Genomic DNA, 17,381 nt, shown 5'->3' with positions numbered 1-17,381 from the left:
GCGCATAGAGTGTCCCTCGCGCCCGATGGGGGAGCAGGAAGGCAGGACGTGGTGGACGAGTCCGTGGTGGTGATCGGCAACTTCGACGGGGTGCACACCGGGCACGCCGAGGTGCTGGCCCACGCCCAGTCGCTGGCGCCCGAGCTGCCGCTGGTGGTGGTGACCTTCTGGCCCCACCCGATGCGCGTGCTGCGCCCGGAGCAGGCGCCGCGCCTGCTGACCGGCCTCAATGACCGGATCCGGCTCCTCAAGGCCGCTGGTGCCGCGGAGGTGCGCGTGGTGCAGTTCACCCGCGACACCTCCACCTGGAGCCCGGCCGAGTTCGTGGAGCGCATCCTGCTGCCGCTGCGCCCCGCCCACGTCGTGGTGGGGGAGAACTTCCGCTTCGGCTACCGCGCCACCGGCACCGTCGAGACCCTGCGCGAGCTGGGGCAGGGCCGCTTCCAGGTGGAGGCCATGGGCCTGGTCGCAGTGGAGGGCGAGAAGACCTGCTCCACGCTGATCCGCACCGCCCTGGACAGCGGCGAGGTGGAACTGGCCGCCCGCCACCTGGGCCGTACCTTCCGGGTGCGCGGCGTCGTCGTGGTGGGTGACCAGCGCGGCCGCGAACTGGGCTTCCCGACCGCCAATCTGCCCGTCCCGCCCGACATGGCCGTGCCCGCCGACGGGGTCTACGCCGGCTGGCTGACCGTGCTCGACGAGCCGGGCGCCGGCCCGATGCCCGCCGCCATCAGCGTGGGCAGCAATCCCACCTTCCAGGGCCTGGAGCGCCGGGTGGAGAGCTATGTGCTCGACCGCACCGACCTGGAGCTCTACGGCCACCAGATCGCGGTGGACTTCGTGGCCCGGCTGCGCGGCCAGATCACCTTCACCGGCATCGACGCGCTGGTGGAGCAGATGGAGGCCGACGTCGCCCGCACCCGTGAGCTGCTCGCCTGAGTCGCGCCCCCGGCGCCACGACGCTCCCGCAACGAACAGTGCCCGGCACCCCACATGGGGTCCGGGCACTGCTGCGCACTCTGCGAGGTCAGTTCATGGTGAGGCTCTTGCGGTAGATCGCGTAGTGGTTGCTCACCTGCTCGGGATCCACCACCTGGTGGGTGTCGGGGTCGTCCACCATCAGGTGGTCGCCGGTGGCGGAGTAGCCCAGGTTGACGAACAGCGGCAGTGCCTTGGAGTTGTTGGGGTCCACCGCCAGGAAGACCTCGGTGTGGCCGGCCTCGCGGGCCTGCTCCTCGAGCCAGGTCCACAGCGCCTGGCCGGCGCCCTGCCGGCGGAAGGCGGGGTAGACCCACAGGTTCTTCACCTCGGGCTGCAGTTCGGCGTCGACGAAGTCCAGGTAACCGCTGCCGGCGAGCTGCCCGTCCACCTCGGCGACGGCGAGGATGCCGGTACCTGCGGTCATCTCCTCGAAGCGCTTGTCGGCCAGCTTCTGCTCGGGGCGCGGCTCATTGCTGCGCAGGTTCTCCAGGTCTGCCTGCTCCGCCCGACGGACGGTGACATTGCTGCTCATGTAGTGCTCCTTCAGCGTGAGGTCGACGGCCCGTGCGGGATTCGGTGACACACAGTGCTGGCGTCGACGGGCCTCAGTCAAGCACCACAGGGGAAACAGCGGGTGAACCGATCTTTCGCTGAGACGCCGTCGGGGGCTGCGCGACGGTCGCGGTGGGACCGGCTCGATTGGGCCGGGGTGCGGCCGGACTGCTAGGGTGGGGCGTTGCCGTTAGATCGGCCGCGGCTCCCAAAGAGCCCCCATGCACCGGACGTGCAGGCCTCAGGCCGGGGGCGCCGCGCAACGGGAAACCGGAAGGAGCATCGTCATGGACGCTGCCGAGAAGAAGAAGATCATCGAAGAGTACGCGACCGCTCCTGGCGACACCGGCTCTCCCGACGTGCAGATCGCGCTGCTCAGCAAGCGCATCTCGCACCTCACCGAGCACCTGAAGCAGCACAAGGGTGACCACCACAGCCGTCGCGGCCTGATGCTGATGGTCGGCCAGCGCCGCCGTCTGCTCAACTACGTCGCCAAGAACGACATCGAGCACTACCGCGAGCTCATCGCCCGCCTGGGCCTGCGTCGCTGATCGCAGCCCGGCGCGCCTGGCGGCTCGTCGCGGGACAGAGGGGGAGTGGCCTTCGGGTCGCTCCCCCTCTGCCGTCCCCGCCTGCCCCTCCCACGCCCGAGCACCGGTTCGTCACCTTTGTCGGCTGTGGCAGGTATGGTGGAGGTGGCCCGCAGCCGTGGGCCGACAACAGAATCTTCCGTACCACGCAGGCACCACCCAGACCGCGACCATGCTCGTCTGGTCCTCGGTAGTGGTTCTCGGGTCGTGCGTCACCGACGCAGCCGCCCCGTGAGCCTCGATCGAAGACCGGCAGATGGCCGGCCGACAGCAGGGCCATCGGGCCCTTGTCCCGGGACGAGAGCGTCCCGGACCCGTCCGCGCCCCGCAGGGGCAGACACTGTCGATGGGTGTGGGTGTTGCCCGCACAAGAGAAAGGAGTCCCCGTGGAGGGACCCGACCTGAAGTTCGCCGAAGCCGTCATCGACAATGGCTCCTTCGGCAAGCACACCGTCCGTTTCGAGGCCGGCGTGCTGGCCCAGCAGGCCGACGGCTCCGCCGCCGTCTACCTGGACGGCGACACCATGCTGCTGAGCGCCACCACCGCCCAGAAGACCCCGCGCGAGTCCATCGACTTCTTCCCGCTGACGGTGGACGTCGAGGAGCGCATGTACGCCGCGGGCCGCATCCCCGGCTCCTTCTTCCGCCGCGAGGGCCGCCCCAGCGAGGGCGCCATCCTGGCCTGCCGCCTGATCGACCGTCCGCTGCGTCCGTCCTTCGTCAAGGGCCTGCGCAACGAGGTCCAGGTGGTCGTCACCGTCATGGCCCTCAACCCCGAGGTCTACTACGACGTCGTGGCCATCAACGCCGCCTCCATGTCCACCCAGATCGCCGGCCTGCCCTTCAGCGGCCCGATCGGTGGCGTGCGCGTCGCGCTGATCGACAAGCAGTGGGTCTGCTTCCCCACCGTGGAGCAGCTCAAGGACGCCACCTTCGCCATGGTGGTGGCCGGCCGCGTGCTGAGCGACGGCGACGTCGCCATCATGATGGTCGAGGCCGAGTCCACCGAGGCCACCTGGGAGCTGGTGCGCTCCGGTCGCACCGCCCCCACCGAGGAGGTCGTGGCCCAGGGCCTCGAGGCCTCCAAGCCCTTCATCAAGGCGCTGTGCGATGCGCAGGTGGAGCTGGCCAGCCAGATGCCCAAGGAGACCTACGACTTCCCGGTCTTCAAGGAGTACGAGGATGACGCCTGGGAGGCCGTGCAGTCGGTCTCCGACGAGCTGGCCAAGGCCATGCAGATCGCCGGCAAGCAGGAGCGCGACGACGCCACCCACGCCCTGCGCCAGCGCCTCACCGAGGACAATGCCGAGGCCTTCGCCGGCCGTGAGGGCCAGCTCAGCGCTGCCTTCAAGGCACTGACCAAGAAGATCGTGCGTCACCGCACCCTCACCGAGCAGGTCCGCATCGACGGCCGCGGCGTGCGCGACATCCGCACCCTGTCCGCCGAGGTCGGCGTCCTGCCCCGCGTGCACGGCTCGGCCCTGTTCCAGCGTGGCGAGACCCAGATCCTGGGCGTCTCCACCCTGAACATGCTGGGCATGGAGCAGAAGCTGGACACCCTCAACCCCGAGACGTCCAAGCGCTACATGCACAACTACAACTTCCCGCCGTACTCCACCGGTGAGACCGGCCGCGTGGGTTCGCCCAAGCGCCGTGAGATCGGCCACGGCGCGCTCGCCGAGCGCGCCCTGGTGCCCGTGCTGCCCACCCACGAGGAGTTCCCCTACGCGATCCGCCAGGTCTCCGAGGCGCTGGGCTCCAATGGCTCCACCTCGATGGGCTCGGTCTGCGCCTCCACCATGAGCCTGCTGAACGCCGGTGTGCCGCTCAAGGCCCCCGTCGCCGGCATCGCCATGGGCCTGATGAGCGAGGAGATCGACGGAGAGGTCCGCTACGTGGCCCTCACCGACATCCTCGGCGCGGAGGACGCCCTGGGTGACATGGACTTCAAGGTGGCCGGCACCAGCGAGTTCGTCACCGCCCTGCAGCTCGACACCAAGCTCAACGGCATCCCCGCCGACGTGCTGGCCGGTGCGCTGCTGCAGGCCCGCGAGGCCCGCCACACCCTCCTCGAGGTCATGGGCGAGGCCATCGACGGCCCGGACGAGATGAGCCAGTACGCTCCCCGGATCATCACGGTGAAGATCCCCGTCGACAAGATCGGCGAGGTCATCGGCCCGAAGGGCAAGATGATCCACCAGATCCAGGACGAGACCGGTGCGGACATCTCGATCGAGGACGACGGCACCATCTACATCGGCGCCGACAACGGCACCTCCGCCGAGGCTGCTCGCTCGATGATCAACGGCATCGCCAACCCGACCATGCCGGAGAAGGGGGAGCGCTACCTGGGCACGGTCGTCAAGCTGACCGCCTTCGGTGCCTTCATCTCCCTGCTGCCCGGCAAGGACGGCCTGCTGCACATCAGCAAGATGAAGCCGCTGAACAACAACCAGCGCGTCGAGGCCGTCGAGGACGTGCTGAGCGTCGGCCAGAAGCTGCAGGTGGAGATCAACGAGGTGGACGAGCGCGGCAAGCTCTCGCTCATCCCCGTCACCGAGGAGGCCAAGGCCGACGAGGCTGAGGCCCCCGCGGCCGAGTGATCACGCTCGCCTGAGACACCCTCACGGCCACGCCACCCCCGGGTGGCGTGGCCGTGGCCATTCCCGAAGGATTCCATGAACCCCACCCGACGAAGCACCCTGCCCCACGGGGTGCGCGTGGTCACCGAGCACGTCCCCGGTGCCCGCGCCTTCAACGTCGGCATCTTCGTCGGCGTCGGCTCCCGCGACGAGGGCCCCGGCGAGCACGGTGCCAGCCACTTCCTGGAGCACGTGCTCTTCAAGGGCACCCCCAGCCGTACCGCGGAGGAGATCTCCGCGGTCGTCGAGCGCTTCGGCGGGGACCTGAATGCCTACACCACCCGCGAGTACACCTGCTTCCATGCCCGGGTGCTCGCGGACCAGTCCGGCACCGCGCTCGACGTGCTGACCGACATGCTCTCCCGCTCACTGGTGAGGTCGGCAGACCTGGGAATCGAGCGCGAGGTGATCCTGGACGAGATCGCCATGCACGACGACGACCCCTCCGAGGTGGCCATCGAGGGGGCCATCGCCGCCCTCTTCGACGGCACCACGTTGGCGCCGACGGTGATCGGCTCGTCCACCTCGATCCGCCGGATGAGCACCCAGCGCGTGCGTGACTACTGGCGACGCAGTTACGCCAGCGGCCGGATCGTGGTGGCCGCGGTGGGCGAGGTGGACCACGACAAGCTGTGCGCCGAGCTGGCCGGCTTCGACGCGGCGCTGGCCGGTGACTCCCCGGCACCACGGGAGCCGGCGCGTCCTGCGGTCCGGCGGCCGGTGCGGTTGCGGAGCAATGACCTCTCCCAGACCTCCGTGGTGCTGGGCTTCGAGACCTTCGGCACCCTGGACCCGCGTCGCGAGGCGCTGGCGCTGCTGGCCGTCGCGCTGGGCGGTGGGATGAGCTCACGGCTCTTCCTGGAGGTGCGCGAGCGACGGGCGCTGGCCTACACCATCGACTGCTCCGAGTCGGCCTGGAGCGATGCCGGGCTGCTGACCATCGACTGGCAGGCCCTGCCCGAGCGGACGGCCGAGATCATGGACGTGGTGGTCCGCATCGTCGGCGAGGTCCGCGACCAGGGCATCACCGCCGACGAGCTGGAGGCCGCCAAGGGCCAGCTGGTGGGGCAGAGCATCCTGCACTACGAGAACCCCGGTTCCCGGATGAGCCGGCTGGGCGCGGCGGAACTGGCGGGGGAGACCCGCAGCCTCGACGAGATGCTCGACGCCTTCCGTGCCGTCACCCTGGACCAGGTCAACGCCCTGGCCCGCGAGGTGCTGGCCCAGCCGCCCGTGGTCAGCATGGCGGGGGCGGCCGCCCCGCGTGGCGCGGCGCACCGGCTCCGGGAGCACTGGAATTCCGTCGGCTGAGGGCACGGCGCCGGGAATGATCCGTGGCCCCGGCATGCGACATCGCGTCCGGAATGTGCCCTCGCGCCCGACGCGTGACGTCGCGCCCGGCCTGTCACCTCGCCCCGGCTGGCATCCCGCGCCCATGGGTGACGTTGCGCTCCGTATGTCACGTCGCGCCCGGAATGCAACGTTGCGCGCGTAATGCAGGGCGCAAGGTTGCTCTTCAGGCGCGAGGTGGTCTCTTGTGGCGCGTGGTGGATTTCAGCAGCGCGAGGTGGTCTCTTGTGGCGCGACGTGGGTTCTGCAGCGCGACGTGGCGAGCGGTCCCGCAGCCAGAGCCCACTACCCGAGCGAGGAGGGGAGCTCCAGCCCCGGCGAATGACCAGGCGCGGGTCGGCTGAGCACCGCGTCCGATTCCTGACATGGTGGGGAAGCACGCCGGCCAGCCACCTAGTCTTCGCGCATGACGCAGACCCCACCCCCTGCCGGGTCGAGGAGCCGCGCACGGGCGGCCTGGGCGGCACTGCTGGCCCTGGTGACCCTGGTGCTGGCCCTGCCCGGCGCGGGCGGCGCCGCCCTGGCCGCACCGCCGCCCGCCCCACGCCCGGCCGAGCTGCCCAGCACCCTGCGGGTGGGCACCGAGGGCGTCTACCCGCCCTTCAGCTTCCACCAGGGCAGCAAGCTCACCGGCTACGACATCGACTACTTCGACGAGGTGGCCCGACGCCTCGGCGTGGAGGTGGAGTACGTCGAGACCCCGTGGGACTCGATGTTCGCCGCCCTGGACTCCGGCCGGATCGACATCATCGCCAACCAGGTCACCAAGAACCCGGAGCGCGCCGCCCGGTACGACCTGACCAGGCCCTATGTCACCACCCGCGGCGTCGTCGTGGTCAAGGATGACGACTCGCGCATCACGAAGCTGGAGGACCTCAAGGGACGCTCCTCGGCGCAGAACATCACCTCCAGCTGGGCCGCGGTGGCCAAGCGCTACGGTGCCCAGGTGGTGGCCGTCGACGCCATGGACAAGGCGGCCGACCTGGTCACCCAGGGCCGCGTCGACGCCCTGGTCAATGACGAGCTGGCGGTGCGCAACTTCCTGAGCACCCACCCTGACTCGGGGCTCAAGATCGTCGCGGAGACCCCCGACGTCTCCGAGAGCGTCTTCGCCACCAAGAAGGGCGCCGGGATCACGGGTCCGGTGGACGAGATCATCTCCACGATGGAGTCCGACGGCACCGCCAAGACCATCTACGACCGCTACTTCGGCGTCGAGGCCACCGCACCGTCCACCTGGACCGTGATCGGGCAGAACATCGGCCCGATGCTCAAGGCCGTGGTCACCGCCACCATCCCGCTGGCTGCCATCAGCTTCCTGCTGGGCCTGGTGCTCGCCCTGCTGGTGGCCCTGGCGCGGCTCTCGGCCAACCGGCTGCTGGAATGGCCGGCGCGCGCCTTCGTCAGCCTCTTCCGGGGCACGCCGCTGCTGGTGCAGCTCTTCCTGATCTTCTTCGGCCTGCCCCAGCTCGGGCTGCGGCTGAGCCCCTGGCCCGCCGCCGTGATCGCCTTCAGCCTGAACGTGGCGGCCTATGCCGCCGAGATCATCCGCTCCGCGATCCTCTCGGTGCCGCAGGGCCAGTGGGAGGCGGCCAGCACCATCGGCATGGACCGCGCCACCGCCCTGCGTCGCGTGATCCTGCCGCAGGCCGGCCGGGTGGCCGTGCCGCCGCTGTCGAACACCCTGATCTCGCTGGTCAAGGACACCTCGCTGGCCTCCAGCATCCTGGTGACCGAGATGTTCCGTCGGGCCCAGATCGCGGCCGCCCCCAGCGGCGCCTTCCTGGAGCTCTACGGCGTCGCCGCCCTCATCTACTGGGGCATCTGCCTGGTGCTGAGCACCATCCAGACCAGCCTCGAGAACCGACTCGGAAGGCATGTGGCCCGATGACCGAATCCACGACCACCGCCCGAGCGCTCGTGGAGGTGCACGAGCTACGCAAGTCCTTCGGCGACCTCCAGGTGCTCCAGGGCATCGACCTGGCCATCCAGCCAGGCACCGTCACCGTCCTGCTCGGCCCCTCCGGCTCGGGCAAGACCACCATCCTGCGTTCGCTCAATGCGCTCGACCTGCCCGACTCCGGCAGGGTGCGGATCTCCGACGTGGAGGTGGACTTCGCCGGCCTGCGCCGCGGCCGCCACGGCCATGCGGTGGGAGAGTCCAGCCGCCAGGTGACCGCCCTGCGCGCCCGCAGCGGCATGGTCTTCCAGCAGCACAACCTGTTCCCCCACCGCACCGCCCTGCAGAACGTCACCGAGGGACTGGTGGTGGTGCAGGGCGTCGACGCGGCCACCGCCGAGGCCACCGGTCGTGACCTGCTCGCCAAGGTGGGGCTGGCCGACCAGGCGCACAAGTACCCCAACCAGCTCTCGGGAGGCCAGCAGCAGCGCGTCGGCATCGCGCGGGCGCTGGCCCTGCGCCCCGACCTGCTGCTCTTCGACGAGCCCACAAGCGCGCTCGATCCGGAGCTGGTGGGCGAGGTGCTGGGCGTGATGCGCGCCCTGGCCGCCGAGGGCCGCACCATGCTGGTGGTCACCCACGAGGTGCGCTTCGCGCGCGACGTGGCCGACCGGGTGGTCTTCATGGATGGCGGCGTGGTGGTGGAGCAGGGCGACCCGGCCGAGGTGCTGGACCATCCCCGCGAACCGCGCACCCAGGCCTTCCTGCGGCGCATCCTCGACCCGCTGGCCTGAGCCGGCCCGAGCGGCCCGGACGGTGTCATCTCGGCCGTTGGCCTGTCGTGGCGGATTGTTCACCTGAGCAGGGCATACTCCGGCAGGTGATTCCCGCAGAACCTCCCTCGTCGACCGTCGCCGACCCGCTGCTGGCGGGTCGGCGCGCGCCGTCCCCGCGCACCCTGGTGGAGGTCTTCGACGAGGTCTGCGAGCGCTGCGGCGACCAGCCGGCACTGGACGCCGGCGGGCAGGTGCTCACCTATGACGAGTTCGCCGAGGCCGCCGGGGAGGTGGCCGCCGAGCTGGCAGCGCTGGGCATCGGCCGCGGGGACAAGGTCGGCGTGCGGGTCCCCTCGGGCACCGCGGACCTCTACGTCGCCATCATGGGCATCCTGCTGGCGGGAGCCGCCTACGTGCCGGTGGACGCCGACGATCCCGACGAGCGGGCCCGCACCGTCTTCGAGGAGTCCGCGGCCGCCGCCGTCATCGGCACCGACCTGGTCCTCACCAGCCGGCTGGCCTCCCCGCGCGCCCCGCAACAGGTCACCGAACCCGGACTGACCGACGACTGCTGGGTGATCTTCACCTCCGGCTCCACCGGCAAGCCCAAGGGCGTGGCCGTCAGCCACCGCAGCGCCGCCGCCTTCGTCGACGCCGAGTCCCGGCTCTTCCTGCAGGCCTCGCCCCTGGGTCCCGGCGACCGGGTGATGGCCGGGCTCAGCGTCGCCTTCGACGCCAGCTGCGAGGAGATGTGGCTGGCCTGGGCGCACGGCGCCTGCCTGGTGCCCGCACCCCGCAGCCTGGTGAAGTCCGGCGTGGACCTGGGGCCGTGGCTGGTGGCCAACCGGATCACGATCGTCTCCACCGTCCCCACCCTGGTCAGCCTGTGGCCCACCGAGGCGATGGACCGGGTGCGGCTGCTGATCGTCGGCGGCGAGGCCTGCCCACCGGAGCTGGGCGCCCGCTTCGCCACCGCCACCCGCGAGGTGTGGAACACCTACGGGCCCACCGAGGCCACCGTCGTCGCCTGTGCCGCGCAGCTCGACGGCACCGCGCCGGTGCGGATCGGCCTGCCGCTCGACGGCTGGGACCTGGCCGTCGTCGACGCCGAGGGTCGCCCCGTCGCGGAAGGGGAACAGGGCGAGCTGATCATCGGCGGCGTCGGCCTGGCCCGCTACCTGGACCCGGACAAGGACGCCGAGAAGTACGCCCCGATGCCCAGCCTGGGCTGGGAACGCGCCTACCGCTCCGGCGACGTCGTCGTGAACGACCCCGCCGGCCTGCTCTTCCGCGGCCGCGCCGACGACCAGGTCAAGGTGGGCGGACGCCGCATCGAGCTGGGCGAGATCGACTCCGCCCTGCTCCAGCTGCCCGGTGTCCAGGGCGCCGCCGCCGCGGTCCGCAGGACGGCGAGCGGCAATGCGCTGATCGTCGGCTACCTCACCGTCGACGAGAGCTTCGACAGGGCCGCCGGCCTGGCACGGCTGCGCGCCGACATGCCCGCCGCGCTGGTGCCGCGGCTGGCCGTCGTCGACGACCTGCCCACCCGCACCAGCGGCAAGATCGACCGTGACGCCCTGCCCTGGCCGCTGCCCGATGCCGAGGGTGGCGACTCCGACCTCACCGAGACCGGCCGCTGGGTGGCCGGCATCTGGCGCGACGTGCTGGGCAGCCGGCCCACCATGCCCGACGAGGACTTCTTCACCCTGGGCGGCGGCTCGCTGACCGCGGCACAGATCGTCGCCCGGGTGCGCGAGCGCAATCCCAGCGTGACCGTCGCCGACGTCTACGAGCATCCCGCCATCGGTGACTTCGCCGGATGGTTCGACGCACAGACCTCTCCCTCGGGTCGGCTGAACGAGACGGTCCACCCCGTGCCCCACAAGACCCAGGCCGGTCAGCTCGCCGCCCTGCTGGGCCTGCGGACCATCAGCGGACTGCGCTGGCTCTTCTGGCTGGCGCTGGGCTGCCGGCTCGCGGCGGAGCTGGGCTGGTCGCTCCCGGTGACCGCCCTGCCCGTCGCGCCGTGGTGGATGCTGGCCCTGGCCTGGGCCCTGCTGGTGCTGCCGCCCGGCCGGCTGGCGCTCAGTGCGCTGGCCGCCCGGATCATCCTGCGCGGCATCGAGCCGGGGGAGTACCCCCGCGGCGGCAAGGTGCACCTGCGGGTCTGGCTGGCCGAACGGGTCGCCGACGAGCTGGGTGCCGGCCTGATCTCCGGCGCCGGACTGGTGCGCTGGTATGCCCGCCTGCTCGGCTGCGACGTGGGTCGCGGCATCGACCTGCACGCCATGCCGCCGATCACCGGCCACCTGGCACTGGGCGACGGCTGCTCCATCGAGTCCGAGGTGGACCTGTCCGGCCACTGGATCGACGGCGCCACCCTCCACCTGGGTCACGTCACGGTGGGACGCGAGGCCCGGATCGGTGCCCGCTCCACCCTGGTGGGCGGCGCCCGGGTGGGTGCCGGGGCGGAGATCTCCCCGGGCTCGGCCGTCTTCGGCAAGGTGCCGGCTGGCGAGCACTGGTCCGGTTCCCCGGCGGTACGGATCGGGCAGGCCCGCGGCCCCTGGGAGGCGCGGCCACCGGCCCGCCAGCACTGGACCTGGCTCTACGGCCTCACCGGCACCGGGATCTCGCTGCTGCCGGTGCTGGCGGTCCTGGTCGGTGCCGCCGTCGCCTGGCCGGCGCTCTCAGCCAGCACCACCCTGGCCGCCGCGCTGCGCACCGCCGCACTGTGGCTGCCGCTGGCCGGCCTGGTCGGCTATGCCGCCCTGGTGGTGATGGTCTGGGCCTGGATCCGGCTGCTCGGCCTGGGGCTTCGTCCCGGCCACCACCCGGTGCAGGGCCGCCAGGCGCTGCAGGCCTGGGCCACGATGCGCCTGATGGACGAGGCCCGCACCTGGCTCTTCCCGCTCTACGCCGGGGCTGCCACCACCGGCTGGCTGCGCGCCCTGGGCGCGGACATGGGCAAGGACGCCGAGGCCTCCACCGTGCTGATGATCCCCTCCATGACCACCGTGGGGGCCGGCGCCTTCCTGGCCGACGACACCCTGATCGGAGGCTACGAGCTGGGCGGTGGCTGGCTGCGCATCGAGCGGGTGAAGATCGGCAAGGGTGCCTTCGTCGGCAACTCCGGCATGGCGGCCCCCGGACGCAAGGTCCCCAAGCGCTCCCTGGTGGCGGTGCTCTCGGCCGCCCCACGGCGCGCGAAGGCCAAGGCGGGCGCCTCCTGGGTGGGCTCCCCGCCGGAGAAGCTGCGCCGCGTCGAGAACGCCGGCGACGCCGAGCGCACCTACGCCCCGCCCCGCAGGCTGCGCATCGCCCGTGGCATCGTCGAGAGCTGTCGCGTGCTGGCCCTGCTGACCCATCTGGCCATCCACCTGGTCGGCGCTGCCGCCCTGCTCTGGCTGGCCCACCGGATCGGCTGGTGGGCCGCCGCGCTGGCCGGCGGTGCGGTGCTGCTGGCCTGTGGTGCCGTGGCGGTCGGCTTCGCGGTGGCCGCCAAGTGGCTGCTGGTGGGCCGCTGGAGGCCCTCGGAGCACCCGCTGTGGTCGAGCTTCGTCTGGCGCGGGGAACTGGCCGACACCTTCGTCGAATCCGTCGCCGTGCCCTGGCTGCTGCGATGGATCCCCGGCACCCCGCTGCTCAACCTCTACTTCCGCAGCATGGGCGCCAGGATCGGGCGCGGTGTGTGGTGCGAGACCTACTGGCTTCCCGAGCACGACCTGATCCACCTGGCGCAGGGTGCGACGGTCAACAAGGGGTGTGTGGTGCAGACCCACCTCTTCCACGACCGGGTGCTGTCCATGGACACCGTCACCCTGGGTCGCGGCGCCACGCTGGGCCCCAATTCGGTGATCCTGCCCGCCTCCACCCTGGGCGAGCACGCCACCGTCGGGCCGGTCTCGCTGGTGATGCGCGGCGAGTCGGTCCCGGACAAGACCCGCTGGATCGGCAATCCCATTGGTCCGTGGGAGGACTGAGGGGGCCTAGGCTGTTGGCCCGCCCACCACACGAGCACGAGGAGACCCAGATGGCCGCGCCGGATCCGTACCTACCCGGACATGGCGACGACCGCTACCGCGTGCGCCACTACGACCTGCGGCTGGGCTACAAGGTCACCACGAACCGCCTCGACGAGGTGGCCGTGCTCGACGTCGAGCTGTTGACCGACCTCAAGCAGCTCGAGCTGGACCTCTACCGGCTGCAGGTCTCCAAGGTGCTCGTCGACGGCTCGGCGGCCCGCTTCCGCACCCGCAACCACAAGCTGCAGGTGGAGCTGCGCTCCCGCAGGGCGGGGGAGCGGATCGAGGTCACCGTGCACTGCTCCGGCAAGCCGCGTCCGGTGCCCGGCGTCCACGGCGCCGCCGGCTGGGAGGAGCTCACCGACGGCGTGCTGGTGGGCTCGCAGCCCCAAGGAGCCCCCGGCTGGTTCCCCTGCAATGACGACCCCGCGGACAAGGCGAGCTATCGGATCCAGCTGGACGTGGCGGCGGGCTACCACGTCGTCGCCAATGGCAGCCTGACCTCGAAGCAGCGTCACGGCGGCACCACCCGTTGGGTCTACGAGATGGACGCCCCGATGGCGCCCTACCTGGCCACCGTCCAGGTGGGCCACTACGTCACCACCGACCTGCCCGGCCCGGTCCCGGTACAGATCGTCCACCCCTCCGCGGTGGCGGTCGGCGCCGGCACCGCCTTCGAGCACCAGGCGGAGATGGTGCGCCACTTCGTCGACCTCTTCGGCCTCTACCCCTTCGGCGAGTACCGCGCCGTGGTGGCCGACGACGTGCTGGAGATCCCGCTGGAGGCCCAGGGCCTCAGCTCCTTCGGCCGCAACTTCGCCCAGCCCACCTGGGACAACGAGCGCCTGGTGGCCCACGAGCTGGCACACCAGTGGTTCGGCAACAGCGTCACCGCGAACCAGCTGGCCGACATCTGGCTCCACGAGGGCTTCGCCTGCTACGCCGAATGGCTGTGGGCCGACCACCGCGCCGCCACCGACCCCCATGTGCTCGACGTGCAGGCCCAGGCCGCGCGCCACCACACGGGGCTGGCGCAGCAGAAGCAGGACCTGGTGCTCACCGCCCCCGGGATGCCCGACATGTTCGACGACCGCGTCTACAAGCGCGGGGCCCTCACCCTGCACGCCGTGCGCGCGATCCTGGGCGACGAGTCCTTCTTCCGGATGCTGCAGGCCTGGGCCACCGACCATGCCGGGGGTGTGGTCACCACCGAGATGTTCGTGGAGCACTGCCTCGGCTTCGCCACCGATGACCCCGCGCCGCTGGCCGAGGCCCTGGACGCCTGGCTCAACCGAGGACGACTTCCGGCGCTCCCGGTCCTGTCCCGCTGAGCCCCTCACCGACGGCCACCGCACAGCTCCAGCCGGGCCCCAGGTCCACGTCCACCAGCCAGCCCAGCTCCTGCTGCACCGCCAGGCTGCGTGGATCGAGGGCCAGACCCGTCCCGCGGGCCTTGAGCGCCGCCTCCTTGCGCACCCACAGCCGGGTCCGCTCGGCCACCTCATCGGCCTGCTCCGAGGGGTGCAGCGCCACCTGTGCGAAGCCGGGGAAGTCCGCCGCACCCGTCGCCTCCACGTCGACGCCCACCGCGGCGGTGAGGCTGACCGCCACCACTGCGATCTCCTGGTCCCGGTCCCGGGCCAGGCTGACGCGGGCTGGGCGCTCCGTGCCGAGCAGGACGGGGCGGCCGTGGGCATCGCTGCCGCAGCGGGGGCAGGCGTGCACCAGCCGTGGCCGGCCACCGGCCAGTTCGCCGGCCAGCTGCAGCAGCATCCGGTGCGCCTCGTCCGCCGGGCCGGTGCGCAGCCAGACGCGGGTCCGGCTCATGCGGGCAGGTGGTTGAAGACCACCACCGTGCGCGCCGGCACCATGAGCAGGCCGTTGTCGTGGCGGGCCTGGCGGACCAGCTCGTCGTCGCCCCTGGCCTGCACCGGGTTCAGCACCAACCGTTCTCCGGCCAGCGCCGGCAGCGGCTGGGCCACCGCCTGGCCGGTGGCATTGAAGACCGCCACCACCCCCAACAGGTCGGGGTCGAGCCGGTGCCCGCGCCGGTCGTCGACGTGCATCACGATCACACCCGGGCGGGCGTGCTCGGTGCCGGAGACCGGGAAGTTGAGCTTGGTGCGGATCCGCTCGGCGGTGCCCAGTCGGAAGAGCACCGTCGACCGACGCAGCCGCAGCAGGTCACGGGCCCGGTCACGGGCCTCGGCCACGTCCTCGGGCGACGGCTTGAGCTCTGCTCGTCGCAGCAGCGGACGCAGCCAGGGCCAACGGGTCATGTTGTCCGGCGCCGGGGGAAGACCCCGACCGAAACCGTTGTCCGCCCCGGTCCAGTCCAGCCGGTTGAACCAGTCCCCGGAGTCGTAGGAGTTGCGGTCCAGCGACTTGGAGCGCAGCAGGTCCGCGCCGGCATGCCACAGGAAGGGTGACTGGCCGAGCGTCACGCAGGCCAGGCACAGGCTGTTCATCCGGATCCGCTCGCTCATCGGCAGGTCTGGCGGCAGCTTCAGGGTGAGCGCATCCCACAGCGTCTCGTTGTCGTGGGCGTCGACATAGTTCAGCGCGTCCACCGGCTCGCTGGCATAGCCGGCGTTCCTGCCGAAGTAGTCCACCCGGTCACCGCGACGCCGCTGACCGTCGCTGCAGGCCAGCTCGTAGTCGGCCAGGTTGCCCGCCAGGCCCAGCATCACCAGGTCGGTCACGCCGCCCAGCTGGGCCCCACGGTTCACCCGGGCGCCGTTGGGGTCACCCGCCAGCCCGGTGCCGAAGCCCTGGCGCCGTGGGTCCTCGTCGAAGGGACGCCCGCCGCGCACCGCGTCGCGGATCCGGTCGTTGAAGGTGGCGATCCGGGTGTGGGCGAGCTGGCCCTGGGTGGCCTGCACGAACAGAGCGTTGTCGGCCACCTCGCCGAAGTTCCAGCCCTCGCCGTAGAGGTAGATGCCGCGCCCGTCGACGCCGTCGCGCTCCATGGTGAGCGCGTCCAGGGCGTCGCGCAGGTTGGCCATGTTCTCGGCGCTGGAGTGGCCCATCAGGTCGAAGCGGAAGCCGTCGACGTGGTAGTCGCGGACCCAGCGCAGCACCATGTCGATCATCAGCTTCTCCGCCATCACCCGCTCCGTGGCCACATTGTTCATGCAGGTGGAGGCCTGCGGCAGGCCGCGCTCGTCGAGCCGGTGGTAGTAGCCGGGCACGATCCTGTCCAGCACGCTGAAGCGGCTCTGGCCGGAGGCTCCGGTGTGGGTGAAGACCTGGTCCATCACCACCCGCAGGCCCAGGCCGTGCAGAGCGTGCACCATCGCCCGGAACTCGTCCACCCGCCCCAGGCCGTCGGCGGCCTCGGCGCTGGAGGCATAGGAGCCCTCCGGGACGCCCCAGTGGTAGGGGTCGTAGCCCCAGTTGTAACGGTCCTCGGAACTGGCCTGCATCACCAGGCGCTGCTGCGCGTGGCTGTCCGGTGGCAGAGCGGACAGCTGCTGCTCGTCGGGGCCGGGCAGGGCGTGGGTCTCCGGGATGCTGCACACGTCGAAGCAGGGCAGCAGGTGCACCGTGTTGAGCCCGGCGCGGGCCAGCGAGCGCAGGTGGCGCGCTCCGCGACCGTCATGGGTGAAGGCCAGGTAGCTGCCGCGGTGCTCGGCGGGCACCAGGTCGTCGGCCATGGAGAAGTCGCGTACGTGCAGCTCGTAGACCGCGGCATCCACCAGCCGCTCCAGGTGCGGGCCCCAGGAGGAGGCCCAGTCCGGGGGCATGGCTGCGGGGTCGGTCAGGTCCACCAGCACCGAACGGCGCGAGTCCAGGGTCAGGGCGGCCGAGCAGGGATCGGTCACCCGGTTGGTCTCGATCCGTCGGGTCAACGGCGAGTAGACCTGCACCTCGAACTGGTAGCGGGCGCCCAGGTGCTCGCGGCCCAGCTTGAGCCGCCAGGTGCCGTGGCGCTCCCGCATCATCATCCGACGCCGGGCCGTCTCCGGCGGCGGTGCCTGGCCGGCGTCGGCCGGCCAGAGCAGCAAGGTGACGCGCTGGGCGGTCGGCGCCCAGAGGGCCACCTCGATCGACTCGCCCACGCACCGCGCGCCCAGCTCGTCGTCGCGCGCCACCCCGGCGTGCACCACGTCCAGCACCGGGCCCAGCTGTACGCCGGTGAGCTGCTTGAGCACCCCGTCCTCGCAGCGCGCCAGCAGCAGCTGGCCGGTCAGCATCTCCGGCACGCTGCGCCGCCACTGCTGCGGCAGGCGCAGCACCGCCATGTCCACCAGGTCGGGGTGCAGCTGGCGCTGCTGGGCGTCCAGGCCGGTGGTGGCCGGGGCGAGCTCGACGCTCTGCAGGTCCTCGGCGACCACCTGGCCACCCTCGACGCGGCAGCTCGCCGTGGCCGACCAGTGCAGCAGCCAACTGGTCCGCACCGTACGCCTTCGTGGTGGGGGAGCCGGTGCCACCAGGGTGCGGGTGTCCACGAAGACCGCGCGGGCCTGGTCGATGGCGGACGGGTGCTCGGGGGCGTCGTTGGTGGCGGGCACGACGGCAAGGATAGTGGCCGTCCCAGCGCGGCGCGCTCAGGCCCCGGGCCC

Annotated in this window: 11 protein-coding genes; 8 read left to right on the top strand and 3 right to left on the bottom strand. The window is 71.5% G+C overall.

Annotated elements, in window-relative coordinates; all coding sequences use genetic code 11:
- Window positions 1-51: 51 nt before the first annotated feature.
- Window positions 52-939, top strand: coding sequence for a bifunctional riboflavin kinase/FAD synthetase (locus ABD073_RS12955; protein ID WP_343875250.1), 888 nt, complete (start codon window positions 52-54; stop codon window positions 937-939).
- An 88-nt stretch (window positions 940-1,027) separates the two neighbouring features.
- Here the strand turns inward: ABD073_RS12955 and ABD073_RS12950 are convergent, their stop codons facing one another.
- Window positions 1,028-1,513, bottom strand: a complete 486-nt coding sequence (locus ABD073_RS12950) for a GNAT family N-acetyltransferase (RefSeq protein WP_343875248.1) — start codon at window positions 1,511-1,513, stop codon at window positions 1,028-1,030.
- Between the two features lie 307 nt (window positions 1,514-1,820).
- On the opposite strand from ABD073_RS12950, the gene rpsO reads away from it, so the two are divergent.
- From rpsO to ABD073_RS12915, 7 genes are all read left to right on the top strand, one after another.
- Window positions 1,821-2,084 (top strand): 30S ribosomal protein S15, encoded by a 264-nt coding sequence (rpsO, locus tag ABD073_RS12945; RefSeq protein WP_386751327.1) that lies wholly within the window; start codon window positions 1,821-1,823, stop codon window positions 2,082-2,084.
- A gap of 425 nt (window positions 2,085-2,509) precedes the next feature.
- Window positions 2,510-4,726, top strand: coding sequence for a polyribonucleotide nucleotidyltransferase (locus ABD073_RS12940; protein WP_343875246.1), 2,217 nt, complete (start codon window positions 2,510-2,512; stop codon window positions 4,724-4,726).
- A gap of 75 nt (window positions 4,727-4,801) precedes the next feature.
- On the top strand, window positions 4,802-6,076 hold the full coding sequence (locus ABD073_RS12935) for a M16 family metallopeptidase (protein WP_343875245.1): 1,275 nt from the start codon (window positions 4,802-4,804) through the stop codon (window positions 6,074-6,076).
- A gap of 445 nt (window positions 6,077-6,521) precedes the next feature.
- Entirely contained in the window at window positions 6,522-8,006 is a 1,485-nt protein-coding gene (locus tag ABD073_RS12930) for an ABC transporter substrate-binding protein/permease (protein WP_343875244.1), read from the top strand.
- Window positions 8,003-8,809, top strand: a complete 807-nt coding sequence (locus ABD073_RS12925; RefSeq protein WP_343875243.1) for an amino acid ABC transporter ATP-binding protein — start codon at window positions 8,003-8,005, stop codon at window positions 8,807-8,809. Before ABD073_RS12930 ends, ABD073_RS12925 begins: the two co-directional genes overlap by 4 nt.
- Window positions 8,810-8,895: 86 nt before the next feature.
- Window positions 8,896-12,774 carry a Pls/PosA family non-ribosomal peptide synthetase gene (locus ABD073_RS12920; protein WP_343875241.1) on the top strand — a complete coding sequence of 1,293 codons (3,879 nt, stop codon included), beginning with the start codon at window positions 8,896-8,898 and terminating at the stop codon, window positions 12,772-12,774.
- Between the two features lie 50 nt (window positions 12,775-12,824).
- A complete protein-coding gene (locus ABD073_RS12915; RefSeq protein WP_343875238.1) occupies window positions 12,825-14,147 on the top strand; it encodes a M1 family metallopeptidase in 1,323 nt (440 codons plus the stop codon).
- On the opposite strand, the gene ABD073_RS12910 is transcribed toward ABD073_RS12915, so the two are convergent.
- Together ABD073_RS12910 and pulA are read right to left on the bottom strand one after the other, a co-directional pair.
- On the bottom strand, window positions 14,104-14,643 hold the full coding sequence (locus tag ABD073_RS12910; RefSeq protein WP_343875235.1) for a 4'-phosphopantetheinyl transferase family protein: 540 nt from the start codon (window positions 14,641-14,643) through the stop codon (window positions 14,104-14,106). The genes ABD073_RS12915 and ABD073_RS12910 overlap by 44 nt on opposite strands.
- Window positions 14,640-17,330 (bottom strand): pullulanase-type alpha-1,6-glucosidase, encoded by a 2,691-nt coding sequence (gene pulA, locus ABD073_RS12905; protein WP_343875232.1) that lies wholly within the window; start codon window positions 17,328-17,330, stop codon window positions 14,640-14,642. The genes ABD073_RS12910 and pulA overlap by 4 nt, the downstream gene beginning before the upstream one ends.
- Between the last annotated feature and the right edge of the window lie 51 nt (window positions 17,331-17,381).

Source organism: Luteococcus peritonei, from assembly GCF_039526385.1.
Taxonomy (GTDB): Bacteria; Actinomycetota; Actinomycetes; order Propionibacteriales; family Propionibacteriaceae; genus Luteococcus; species Luteococcus peritonei.
The sequence above is the reverse complement of the archived record's forward strand: the minus strand, read 5'-3'. Positions and strand labels throughout refer to the sequence as shown.